At 67.9% G+C, this 11,555-nt stretch carries 11 protein-coding genes and 3 pseudogenes; 3 read left to right on the forward strand and 11 right to left on the reverse strand.

The genetic code is table 11. The features are described 5' to 3' along the window. Positions 1-255 precede the first annotated feature (255 nt). From ACFVX6_RS15815 to ACFVX6_RS15840, 6 genes and pseudogenes are all read right to left on the reverse strand, one after another. Complete coding sequence (locus tag ACFVX6_RS15815) at positions 256-522, reverse strand: hypothetical protein (protein ID WP_389691734.1); 267 nt, start codon at positions 520-522, stop codon at positions 256-258. Between the two features lie 480 nt (positions 523-1,002). Beyond that, a pseudogene (locus ACFVX6_RS15820) lies at positions 1,003-1,166 on the reverse strand (transposase); the annotation flags it as partial. A gap of 64 nt (positions 1,167-1,230) precedes the next feature. Then, the gene (locus ACFVX6_RS15825; protein ID WP_389691736.1) at positions 1,231-1,719 is read right to left on the reverse strand and encodes a DUF4265 domain-containing protein; all 489 of its coding nucleotides are present in this window, start codon (positions 1,717-1,719) and stop codon (positions 1,231-1,233) included. A gap of 762 nt (positions 1,720-2,481) precedes the next feature. After that, positions 2,482-3,033, reverse strand: coding sequence for a hypothetical protein (locus ACFVX6_RS15830; RefSeq protein ID WP_389691738.1), 552 nt, complete (start codon positions 3,031-3,033; stop codon positions 2,482-2,484). A 456-nt stretch (positions 3,034-3,489) separates the two neighbouring features. After that, on the reverse strand, positions 3,490-4,503 hold the full coding sequence (locus ACFVX6_RS15835) for a L,D-transpeptidase (RefSeq protein WP_389691740.1): 1,014 nt from the start codon (positions 4,501-4,503) through the stop codon (positions 3,490-3,492). Between the two features lie 468 nt (positions 4,504-4,971). Further along, positions 4,972-5,211: a Tn3 family transposase gene (locus tag ACFVX6_RS15840; protein ID WP_389691742.1), complete on the reverse strand. Its 240-nt coding sequence runs from the start codon at positions 5,209-5,211 to the stop codon at positions 4,972-4,974. A 9-nt stretch (positions 5,212-5,220) separates the two neighbouring features. Between ACFVX6_RS15840 and ACFVX6_RS15845 the strand changes: the two are divergent. Beyond that, positions 5,221-6,046 (forward strand): annotated as a pseudogene (locus ACFVX6_RS15845) (IS5 family transposase). A gap of 40 nt (positions 6,047-6,086) precedes the next feature. On the opposite strand, the gene ACFVX6_RS15850 reads toward ACFVX6_RS15845, so the two are convergent. Continuing rightward, complete coding sequence (locus ACFVX6_RS15850; protein ID WP_389691744.1) at positions 6,087-7,097, reverse strand: hypothetical protein; 1,011 nt, start codon at positions 7,095-7,097, stop codon at positions 6,087-6,089. Between the two features lie 334 nt (positions 7,098-7,431). On the opposite strand from ACFVX6_RS15850, the gene ACFVX6_RS15855 reads away from it, so the two are divergent. Next, a protein-coding gene (locus ACFVX6_RS15855; protein ID WP_389691746.1) for an IS5 family transposase occupies positions 7,432-8,317 on the forward strand; the annotation gives its coding sequence in 2 pieces (ribosomal slippage) (positions 7,432-7,929 and positions 7,931-8,317; 885 coding nt in all). 11 nt (positions 8,318-8,328) lie between these two features. On the opposite strand, the gene ACFVX6_RS15860 is transcribed toward ACFVX6_RS15855, so the two are convergent. The 4 genes and pseudogenes from ACFVX6_RS15860 to ACFVX6_RS15875 all read right to left on the reverse strand — a co-directional run bounded on the left by ACFVX6_RS15860 (position 8,329) and on the right by ACFVX6_RS15875 (position 11,134). Then, a complete protein-coding gene (locus ACFVX6_RS15860) occupies positions 8,329-8,724 on the reverse strand; it encodes a hypothetical protein (RefSeq protein ID WP_389691748.1) in 396 nt (131 codons plus the stop codon). Between the two features lie 95 nt (positions 8,725-8,819). After that, positions 8,820-9,374, reverse strand: a pseudogene (locus ACFVX6_RS15865) (transposase); the annotation flags it as partial. Positions 9,375-10,346: 972 nt separating this feature from the next. After that, positions 10,347-10,736, reverse strand: a complete 390-nt coding sequence (locus tag ACFVX6_RS15870) for a hypothetical protein (protein ID WP_389691750.1) — start codon at positions 10,734-10,736, stop codon at positions 10,347-10,349. Positions 10,737-10,918: 182 nt separating this feature from the next. Beyond that, positions 10,919-11,134, reverse strand: a complete 216-nt coding sequence (locus ACFVX6_RS15875) for a hypothetical protein (protein ID WP_389691752.1) — start codon at positions 11,132-11,134, stop codon at positions 10,919-10,921. Between the two features lie 170 nt (positions 11,135-11,304). Between ACFVX6_RS15875 and ACFVX6_RS15880 the strand changes: the two genes are divergently transcribed. Further along, positions 11,305-11,535 (forward strand): HIT family protein, encoded by a 231-nt coding sequence (locus ACFVX6_RS15880; RefSeq protein ID WP_389691754.1) that lies wholly within the window; start codon positions 11,305-11,307, stop codon positions 11,533-11,535. Positions 11,536-11,555: the final 20 nt, after the last annotated feature.

Below are 11,555 nucleotides of genomic sequence, written 5' to 3' on the forward strand. Positions count from 1 at the left end.
CACAGACCGACCTTGGTGCCCGGTGCGGAGCGGCGGTGAAGGAGGCCATCCCGAGTGGTCCTGATCCCGCCTTCGAGCCGATGCTCGCCCAGGCCGCCGAGCACGTCCCCGGCTCCGGCGTCCTGGCGAGCGGCTTCGCGGCGGAGCAGAAGTTATGGACAGGGTTCGGGTTTGTCCGTTGTCCGCTGTGAGGCAGGGGTGGTCAAGGCGAAGTGAGCCGACAGCGATGAATGGCCCGACTCCTAAGCTTGCCGTTTAACCTCGGCGCGAGATGAGCCGGGCGAGTGCCTCTGTGGGCCAGCAGAGCCATACAAGAAGCGGGCTCATGACCACGAACCAGTGGACACTGATTCGGCCCTGCTCCTTGTCCAGGATCGCTGGGGCCTCCTCCCGGTAGACGTAGCGGAGGTATCGGCGGCGGACCGGTCCTCCGGCTATGAGCAGCACTGGCGAGGCGACAAGGGCGGCCACCGGGACCAGGACTCTCGCGGCGGTGAGCTTCGCCTTCTCCTCGTATCGCATGAGCTCAGCCTGTCGCCTAACCTCAATTCCCTGAAGGGGGTGAGTATGGATCAGGCGGTCTTCGAGTCCATCAGGTACTCAGCTGGGTGTCAGGACTGCGGTGCAGAGTTGGAGTGCTGGGGCGTCCAAGCCCTGGTCCACGGCTTTTTGCGTTGGGACACGGAGTCCCGGTGTTCAGCCTGCGGGTTTGCGATAGCTGACTGCGGCGGCGATCTGCCTTCCGAACTACGAGGTCGGCTGATCTCCGAGCGGGGACCAGCTCGCCTCCAGGTGGATCCATCAGCGAGGAACGCCGCGATCATGCGGGTTCTGCGGGCAGAACTTGGCATGGGTCTGGCGGAAGTCAAGACCTTGCTGAGGGAGGTCTTGGCGGGAGCCCACTCAGGCACGATGCCTGAGATGGAGTTCCTGGCCCGGAAGCTGCGGGAGTCTGGCGTCGATGCTGTTGCCGCTCGGCCGTAGAAGCCCTGACCTGGCTAGTCAGCTGGTTCTCCGCGGTTTCGTGCCGACCTTGTGATGTGCTGGGCGGATGTATGCCTCGCCGGTGGCAAGGACGCGTCCGATGTCGTAGCGGGTGGCGGGCGGTTCTTCGAGCCGAGCGGGCGGCCGGGGCCGGGGCGGGTGGGTTTTGGTGCGCCGGCCGGTGTTCCCAAACGCAAGGGAGAACGCGGCGGCGCCTCATGGGCCTGCGCAACCGCTACGGGACCTTTATTCCGAGGCAGTGGACTTCCAAGCAGCAGTGACACATCCTTCCTCCCAGTGCCACCATCCTTTGGCGTCACCGTGTTCCAAGAGCTGTCGGATTTTTGGCAAGTTTGCCGTCGGCGGGACATCCAGAGCCACCATCCGGAACTTCTCGATACCCTCGCCGGTCGTACCGAGGCTGTGGAAGATCTCCAGGACACTCTGACGAGCAGCGGCTGAGCCGCCGTCCTTCAGAACGATCAGCCGGATCGTGCAGTTCTCGGAGGCCCGTACCGTCTCTCCGGCCCAGCGGATGCCTTCATCGTCGACCTCTACCTGGATGATGTCGTCGCTGGCGACTCCTCGTACGAACCACGGTGTGTTGTCCAATCGCACGGTGCCGTCGCCGAGGTCCACGGCCCACAGGCTCTCGACGCTGGCTGGCGGCCAGCCGTCCTCATCCACGTCTATCCGGAAGTGGACCTTCACGTGGTCGGTGCTGATGTTCGTCACGACATCATCATCCACACCACCTCAGCCGTGGCCTCAGCCGCCCATCTCTCCGCGGGAAGCGATCTCCGGGCGGCCTGTACCGGACCAGGCCAGCGGCACCCCGGAACAGCCCGTCCGAGCAGCGTGGCGGCGGTGCGGGCCCGTCCGCTGGCAGCGCAGGGTGCAGCGGCGCAGACGCCGTCGGGCGGCTCTTCAGACATCGCCGCGCACTGGAAGGGAGCGGACGACGGCCGAGGGCTGCCGCAGAGCATCGTTCTCGGTCGTCAACTGCCGGATCATCTCGGCGTAGACCTCTACGGTGCGGCGCAACTCGGTGTTCTCCTGCCGCAGCCGTCGCACCGTTCGGGCGGCCGTCTCGTCGGCGCCCGCCGGACCGCCGTTCGCAGCTGCTGTCGGCCGGGGGATGCGGGGCTGGTGAGGCTCTCCCCGCCCGCCGCTTCCAGGAACGACCGATATGACGCCGGCAGGGGCAGTCCAATCTCCTGCTCGAGACGGCCCAGCTCCTCGACTTCGAACGGCCTGAACGGCCCCACGACCAAACGGCCCCGATATCAGCGCGATATTTCCTCAGACACGGACCGATCATCGCACCCACTAACGACCCGAGCACTGGCCACTCGACGCACCCGAGAGCCTTCGTATTCACCGTGTCATCGCAGATGAGCGCCATCAGGTTGCCCTTCGGGATCAACGCTCGTGTTCACCAGGAACGTCGCCAGCATTCACGTACGTGCTCACGTAGAGAGTCGCCCAACAGGTGCGCTAGCCGGCCGCCTCCAGCTGCTCGTGCTGACGCTTCATGAGGGAGACAGGAGGCCGTTGTCCATCCGAGGGGGTGAGATAGACGGCCAGTGAGCCACCGGTTCGCACGATCGTCATGATCTGCCGCTTGGCGGAAGTCTCGTCGGCGGTCACGGAGTAGGAGACGGATCCGTCACCCACGTCGGCGGCCGGCAGCGCCGCGAGGGTGACCGGGTCCGACCAGCCGCGTCGGGAGGAAGCCGAGAAGTTCTTGCACGTGGTGAGAGCCGCTTTCAGCTCGCTCATCCAGTCCTTCGCCCCACCCGTCGCGAAACTGGAGAGCACGATGCTCCCGCCGGAGTTTCCGTTCTTGTCCTGAAGCACTGCCCAGACGGTCCCGGTGAGCTGGTGCTTGGGCTTGACGCTCGTCACGTCGGCCAGCGACTGACAGGCCGGATCGGACGCCGTGACGACGTCCTCTTCCTCGAGCATGGGCCATCGCTCGGGCATGACGGTGAACCCGGAGTGCTTCCCGTCCAAGAGGGCGTCCGCGAGTTGTGCCGAGGTGAGCATCGCGCGCCCCTTCTCTCCCTCCTCCCCCTTCTGTCCCGTCTCTCTGGTCTGCCCACTGGTGCAACCCGCTGCTGCGGAGGACAGGACAAGGAGCGCCGCCACTCCCCGTAGGAAGCCACGCACGCTGTTTCCATCGTCGAAGACAAGAGACCGGACTCTGTCAGGCGCGGACGGTCCGACTGTCGGCAAGATGGTTGTTCTGTTGGTGCAGGTGGCGGGGCATCCCTTCGTACCGGGGCGTCCACGCAGACGGCGACCCGGTACGGGGCTGGGCCCGGACTCTGCCGGGTTCGGACGGGGATGCGCCCGTCGGCGAGACGGCCGGCCATCCCGCCGGCGGAGGGCGGGATGGCCGGAGAGGCCGGCGAGCTCGGCGGCGCCGAAGTGGACGGGGCCGCGAGGTGCGAAGCGTTGGGCCGGTGCCGGATGGAAGCGGGGCGTGACCGGGGCGGTGGTTCAGGAGGCCTTGCTCAGCTTCTTCCAGTCTTCGTAGCCGATGCTCCAGTCGGCGTATCCGTTGCCGGGACCGTCGACGTTCTTGATGGCTTCCCGGCCCTTGATCGTGAGCAGGTCGCCGAGGATGGTGTTGTCGAAGACCCACTTCGCATCGGCCGGGGTCATGCCGATGCAGCCGGCGCTGTGGTTGGTGTTGCCGACGTACTTCTGCGCCTCGGGAACCCCTTCGTGGATGTAGGCGCCGGTGTCGGTCACCCGCATGCCCCAGTTGACCACCACGTCGTAGTCCACCGGCCCGCCTACGGACGCGGAGGTCATGTGCACCTTGGGTTCCCGGGTCTTGAGGGCGTAGGTGCCCAGTCGGGACTGGCGGCCCTTGACTGGCTGCCCGCCGGACATGGGGATGGACTTCACCACCTTGCCGTCACGCTCGACGACGAGCCGGTGGGTGTCGAGGTCGGCGGTCAGCTGCTGGTCACGGCCGATCTTGAACGTGCGGTCCAGGTCGCGGTCGAAGTGCGCGCCCCCGGGGTCGACCGTGGTGAGCGTGCCCTTGACCGTCACGTCCGTGCCGGGCTTCCAGGGGTCCCTGGGACGCCAGTCCAGGCGATCGTGGCCCGAGGGTGTGGTCACCCAGCCCCAGGAACCCTCGGTCGGGGTCGACGCGGTGACCGTCAACGCCTTCTCCACCGCGGCCTTGTCCTTCACCGGCTTCTCGAACTCCAAGGACACCGGCTGACCCGTGCCCACCGTCTTCCCCGCCCCCGGAATCAGGTCGAAGTCCAGCACGGCCCCGGTGGTCACCTTCGGCGGAACGGCCGCCTCCGACGCCGCGGCGTGCACACCCGCCACGTCGGCGGACACCTTCGAGTCGTCCGCCCGAACCGTGTCCCCGCCGGAGCCGCACGCCGTGAGGAGCAACAGCCCGGCGACAGCGGCGAACAACGGGGCCGCGGGGCGGCCACGACCGCGGGCGGAAGCTGCCGGGGTCGTCTGGGGGCGAACACGCATCATTGGGGACGGCTCTTCTCTGGAAAGGGCTGGTACAGCGGTGAGGACGGCTGCCGGCAGACAACCGGTTCTCATCTGCTGATGACCGTTGTGTGACAAACCTCAGGCCCGTCTCGTCGCGGATCGACCATGTCGGCAGCTCACGGCACGGGCAGGCGGGTCACATCGATGACGGGGGTGCCCTACGAGTCGGTCACGGGCGACGTGGCGGTATGGGGAACCGGCCGCTCCGATCAGCTGATGGTCCCGCCCCAGGCCCAACGGCTGTCTTCCGCCATGGGTTGCGTTCAGGTCGTTCGGAACAGCGACCTCGCCGACCTCGACGCGGCAGATCTCGGCCTCCGCCTGCCCATAACTTGAATGGACACCGGCCGCGGTCTTGGGCCCGGCGCCCGCCAGGTCGTCTTCACCGTCGCTCCGATGGCGCTCCGCCCGGAGCCACAGTTATCGCGCCGTGGCTCCGGATGCCTCTTAACGCGGGGTGCGCGGGCCGGGCACCGTCGCCCGAATGGACAGATCCAGATCGAGACGACTGTTCATGTCCAGCTCGAACCGGCCGTACGGATTCACATGGGTCCCGAACACCGGGGAGAGCGCCCGGCGGTCCGCGTCGGTGAGCTTGTCCGCCCACTTCGGAGCGGCCAGGACCTCCTGCATCAGCAGCGTATTGCCGTGCACCAGCGCGGACTGGAGCAGGTGCAGCGCGAGCATACTGACCTCCTGGGATTCCTTGTCCGCACCGGCCAGGTCGCCGTCATCGTGTCGGATGAACTGTGGTCGCTCATCGAGCCGTTGTTGCCTGAGCCGGTGCCGAAGCAGGTGGAGGGACGTCCTCGGGTGCCGGACCGGCAGGCACTCTGCGGGATCCTGTTCGTGCTGCATACCGGGATCCAGTGGGAGTACCTGCCGCAGGAGCTGGGCTTCGGGTCCGGAATGACCTCCCGGCGGCGACTGGCCGCGTGGAACAATGTCGGCGTCTGGGACCAACTGCATGTGGTGCTGCTGAAGAAGCTGCGGGTTGCGAAGAAGGTGGACTGGCGCGGGCGGTGATCGGCTCCTCCCACGTCAGGGCCGCTCGACGGGGCCCAAAAGCGGGCCCAGCCCGGTCGACCGAGCACGTCCGGGCAGCAAGCACCACCTCATCGTCGACGGCCAGGGCATCCCACTCGCCATCTCGCTGACCGGCGGAAACCGCAACGACGTCACCCAGCTGATACCCCTGCTGAAGAAGATCCCGTCCGTCGCCGGCCTGGTCGGACGGCCACGGAAGCGACCCGACAGCCTCCTCGGCGACCGAGGCTACGACCACGACAAATACCGCCGCCTGGTCTGGGCACTCGGCGTCAAACCCGTGATCGCCCGCCGCGGCATCCCACACGGATCCGGCCTCGGCGTCCACCGGTGGGTGGTGGAGCGGACCATCGCATGGTTCCACGGCTTCCGTCGGCTACGGATCCGGTGGGAACGACGCGACGACATCCACGAAGCCTTCCTCGGCCTCGCCACCTGCCTCATCACCCACCGACACGTCCAACGCCTTTGTTAGGACCTCTGACTGGCCGCAGACGGTCACTCTGTGTTGATGCTCATCCGGCAGCGGGACGGGTCCGAAGCCAGTAGGAGCGGGCCGCGATGGTCAGGGCGAGGCCGTAGACGGCGAAGGCGACTATCCCGATCCAGCCGACCAGCAGCGCGTCGCCCGAGGAGTGGAAGTCGCCGCGTCGCATCGTCACTGCGCCGGCCGTGGCCAGGGCCAAGTATCCGACACCCACAACGCCGTACGGCGCGAGCGTGGCAGCGCCGAGCAGAGCCGGAGCGAGCGGGAGCCAGCGCGGCACCCGCCGACCGCGCAGGAACAGCGTCCAGCGCGGAAAAACCTGCCCCCACGGGCGGACCAGGCCCCAGAGCAGGAAGATGCCGAGTACGGCCAGTAGCGCGGTGGGGTCCAGGCCCCAGGACTCCAGGGTGAGGAAGATCCCCGAGGCGCCGTTCCGCTCCGAGACCGCGAGCATCTCCTCGCCAGTGATACCCGCGAACGTGCCGCCGGACGCCCAGACCAGCTTCATCGCCGCGTACGGGGCAAAGGCCAGCGTCCCTGCCCAGGCGGCAAGTTGGAGGCGCCGCGGTGCAGCGGACGAGGCGCGGACGGCAGTACCGGCGGGCAAGCGGTCGGACCGGGCCGTGGCCGCGAGCAGGAGCGCCCCGACCGCCGCGAGGGCCTTGTTCGCAGCGGAGGCCCGGCTGTCCACTCCCTGACCGAGCATCAACGTGATCACGTCCATCAGCAGGCTGAACGCGGTGATGGCTGCCAGCCCGCAAACCACCCAGAGCAGCACCCGCAACAGGGGCAGCAGCCCGAACAGCACCACCGCTCCGCTGACCAACGTCCCCAGCGCACCCACCGCCACGACGGCCCAACTCAGCCCGGGGGTCCCCGAGTCACCGCCGAGGAGCAGGGAGGTCCCGCTCAGCGCGCACGCCAGACCGAAGCCGGCATACAGCACCGCCCACAGCATCGTTGCCCAGGCCACCCAGCGCGGCCATCGCTGCCACCAGGCACTCCAGAGCGCCTCCATCGTCCGTTCAACACTGGTCATGTTCTGAACGTCGCATCGACCCCGGCGGAATGGCGTCGGCCTCCGGAACGATCCCCCTCCCCCAGCCGGGTGAGTGACCTCTGAGCCCAAGGTATGACACGCGTTATGGAGCGTGACGCCTCAAATGGCCGTCCGCGGGGAATCTGGACTGACCTCTGTCACGCGAGCCGATCCGGGCGCTTGGGTGCCTTCCCGGCCCTTGGGGAGGGTCGGACCGAGTTTTGGCGCGTAGAACCGCGATTTGGATAGCGTTGCAGTGACCGGGGCTGTATCGCGGTTAGGCCGTGTCCGATGGGTCGAGTGACGATCCCGCTGGGAAGTCGTTCCGTGGGACATGGGGCGGGGAGATCTTTCGGATGAGGAGTGGGCCCGTCTGGAGCCGCACTTGCCGGTGAATCGCGGGCGGGGTGGACGCTGGCAATGCCACCGTCGGGTGATCAACGGGATTCTGTTCCGGCAGCGGACCGGTCTCCCCTGGCGGGACCTGCCTCCCTGCTTCGGTAGTTGGAAGACGGTCCACGACCGTCATCGCAGGTGGTCGGCGGACGGCGCGTGGGAGAGAATCCTTCGGGCCGTCCAGACCGACGCCGACGCCGAGGGCCGGATCGACTGGAGCATGGTCAGCGCCGATTCCACGACCTGCCGCGCTCATCAGCACGCGGCTGGCGCCTCCACCCGTGCCCCGAAGATCCCGGGTCGGCGCAGGAGCCCGGCGCGTCACCGTCCCGTTGAGGCCCTGGGACGCTCGCGAGGCGGGCTCACAAGCAAGATCCACCTCGCCGGGGAGGGCGGGCGCCGCCCGCTCGGGTTTGTCATCATGCCCGGCCAGTGGGGGGGACGCACCGCAGATGATTCCCGTCCTGGAAGAGATCCGTGTGCCCCGGCAGGCTGGTGGACGACCGCGCACCCGGCCCGACCATGTCGGGGGCGATAAGGCGTACTCATCACGACGCAACCGGCGTCACCTGCGCAGACGCCAGATCAAGCACACGATCCCCGAGCCGAGAGACCAGCGGGCCAACCGCCGGCGCCGCGGCAACCTAGGCGGCCGACCTACAGGGTTCGACAAGACGATCTACCGCCGCCGCAACGAAGTCGAGTGGACCATAAACCGGCTCAAGAACTTCCGCGCCGTCGCCACGCGCTTCGACAAACGGGCGTACGTCTTCCACGGAACGGTCACCGTGGCGGCGATCCGCCTATGGCTCCGTCCGGAGTGAAGTGCCCCGGCTCAGAGGTCCTTGGCACCCGGGTAGTGGTGGCGAAGTTCGCTGAGTACGCGTTCGTCGACAGCCCTGACGTCCCACAAGGAGCTGTCGAATTCGGTCAGGACGAGCGCCAGCTCGTCCCCGGCGAACCCACGTGCTTCGGCATCGATCAGCTGGAGGAAGGGGGTCGTCAGCGACAATAGTGTCAGCGTGTCCATGCCGGCGTCGGCGGACCGTCTCTCCATCTCGACGCAGCGAGGATCGACGATCTCGTCGAATTCGACGCGCCACGTCAGGTCCAGGCCGAAGCTGCCGAGGCGAACCAGTAGCTCAGCCAGGGTCACGTAGTGCTTTCCGTGCCAGGCCGGAAACGTGATCCCCTTCATCCCCGCCTCTGCTTCGGCTGTATCGCGCGCCATGCGGCCCCCTTCGTTCCAGCGAACAGTAAGCCACGTTCCTGATCAGCTCATACGACCATCGGACAGGCCCTAGCCCACCCGGCACCCCCGGGCAGGCGCGAGTCGTCGCACGTGCGGATGCTGGCCAGGGCGGAGGTGTAGAACACGCGCTGCAGCCCTCGGTGGTAGCGGTGAGGTCGGTGCAGGTTGCCGCTGACATTGCCCGAGTCCCGAGGTACCGGGGCGACTCCAGCGAGGCTGGCCAGGCGATCGGGGGTACCGAAGCGGCTGAGATCGCCAGTGGTGGCAGCCGGGAACTCAGCGCCGAGCACCGGCCCGATGCCGGGCATGCTCTCGACTATCTCGGCGAGTTCATGGTCGCGAAATTAGGCCTCAATGAGCTTGTCGATTTTGTTGACCTTCTCGTGGAGGCCCATCACCTCCTTCGCCAGAGACCCGATTACCTGTGCCGAGACCCTCTCTCCGGGCAGAGCGGTGTGCTGCCGCTCTGCGGCCTCGAGGCAGGCGTTTGCCAGCTCCTCAGCTCCGCGGACCTTCTGGTTGCGCAGCCATGTGGTCAGTCGCTTTCGTCCGACCCGCCGCAGGGCCGCCGGGGTCTGGTAGCTGGTCAACAGGAGCAGCGGCCCGATATTGCGCAAGTCCAAAGCCCGGCCGCTTGCCTTCGGCGTCGAGGACCGCGCAGTGATGGTGTCCCTTGCCGATGTCTATTCCCGCCCAGAGCTGGGCCACGGGGGTCCTCCGGTCGCTGGAAGTGCGCTGTTGTCCCGGGCGGCCTTGCCGGCGTGGTTCTACTCAGCGATGCACGACGAGGCGCTCGCGTCTTAATCAGCGGTCAGGCCGTCGTGAGACACCGGGCGGCCAGGTTGGACCAGCCATCAATGGCGACCATACGGAAGCCATACCCGGTGTCTCTGGGCCTCCAGACCCTACAAGGGGCCTGGATCGACCCGCTGAAGAACGTAGGATCGTACGAACGGCTCGACCATCCCGTCCCAGGAACGTAAGGCCTCCTAGAGCGCGGCAACGGAGCGCGCGTCCAGCGGGCCCTGCTCGGCTCGGAGGGGGACCTGGCCTCGGTCGTCCGGCACTGTGCACGGCGGACCACGGAGGGGTGACCCGGGTCGGGCAGGATCGAAAGATCCTCATCAGCACCCCGTTGCCGTGGTCGCCCGCCGCTCTCGACGCCGAGCTGCACGTCGCCCTGGCCGCTTTCGACGCTGCGGCCGCTCCGTGGCGTGAGGCCCTCGAGGACCTGGACGAAGACGTCCTCGCCGAGGCCGCCGCCGAAGCGCGGGTCTTCGGCGCCGGCCCGGCGGCCACCGTCGACGAACTGGTGCGCGGCCTGCTCGGGCAGTTGGCCGACTGGCAGCAGTCGATCGGCGAGCTGGGCCGCGCGCTCACCACGGCAACTGAAGGCCGACCGCTACCCGGCTGGTCCACCGACGCCGGCCGCACCGAGGACATCGGGCGGCGCCAGGCCCGCATCACGCTGCTTGAGGCCGTCGGACGCCACCACCACGCTCACCTGCTCGCCGCCATCGTCGAGCTCGGCGGTGAGCTGGAGTTCCCAGCTACCCGTAACGGACGCTTCAGGGGCGCGGTCATCCCGGAAGGCTGCGCGGTCAGCGCCGGCCGCCGCCGATGCGGCGGTCGTCGGCCAGTGCGGTCAGCGGGCCGAACTCGCGGGCAAGCTGGTTCCACGTCAGAACCTCGCCACAGCGGGCCGGGTATTCCTTCGGGTTGAACTCGGGCATGGTCCAGGTGCCAGTGCCCCGGTCCCGCAGCCACAGGTCCCCGTCACCGTCGACCACAGTCGGCGGGACCGGTACGGGCTCGGCCTGATCGGTGGGCTCCCAGGTGACCCGGCCCGGGTGGGAAACGCGGCGCAGCTCGGTGGTGGCCAGCCGCGCGGCCAACTCACGGGTGGACTCCTCGGCGTCCTTGACCGACGCGAGTCGGAATGCGTCGTCAAGTACGGGCAGGGCTGGATTCTTGCTGCGCTTTGAACTCATACGCTGATCTACCTCCGGTGGGGGGCGTCACATCCGTTATGGCACCCCGTAGAGGAACACGATATCCGAGGCGGGAGCCGGGCCGGCTACGACATCTGTCCAGGTGGAGGCGCTGGCACACCGGGCGGTGGGGCTAGGTGGTGAGCTGGTCCTGGACGTGGCGCAACCCGTGGTGGTAGCGCTCAGATATGGCGGTCCGGGTCGGAGAAGGTGAGGCCGCCGGAGGCGAGCAGACGTCGGGCCGGGGCGGGTGCGGGCTCGGTCTCGCCGGGCGGCTGGCGGAAGTCGGCGCCCTGCTCGACCGGCATCAGCCGGCGCCCACCCGCCTGGGCGGGTACGGGAGCGTCGGAAGCGGGCTCGGAGAAGGCGGGCAGCGAGAGCGGTCGACGGTCGGTCATGATCCCTAGTCTCCCAGGTCCGGCCCTGCGGATAGGACCAGGCCGCTATCAGCGGTGATAGTGCTCTGGCCCTGGCCAGCAGGGCCAGGCTGGTTGTTTCAGATCACCAGAACAGAGCGGTTAAGCCACTGCTACCGCCGGTGAACCGGCCCGGACCGCTGGTCCAGCGCGTGGCCGAGGCCGCACGGACCGCCTTGAACGCCTCAGGCGTGAACATCCTCAGCGCCAGCGGCCCGGGATCGGAGCAGTCGGTGCCCCATCTGCACTTCCACGTCGTTCCGCGGTGGGTGGACGGCGGAATCTCGACCTGGCCGGCCGGACGCTCCGCACACCACATCACTGGCGATCCGGGGGCGCGGCTTGCCGACGCCCTGGCTTCCGGCCAGCACCATGAACGTTGAGCCAGAGCCCGGGTTGCGAA

The organism is Streptomyces sp. NPDC058289, assembly GCF_042880975.1.
Classification (GTDB): domain Bacteria; phylum Actinomycetota; class Actinomycetes; order Streptomycetales; family Streptomycetaceae; genus Streptomyces; species Streptomyces stoeckheimensis.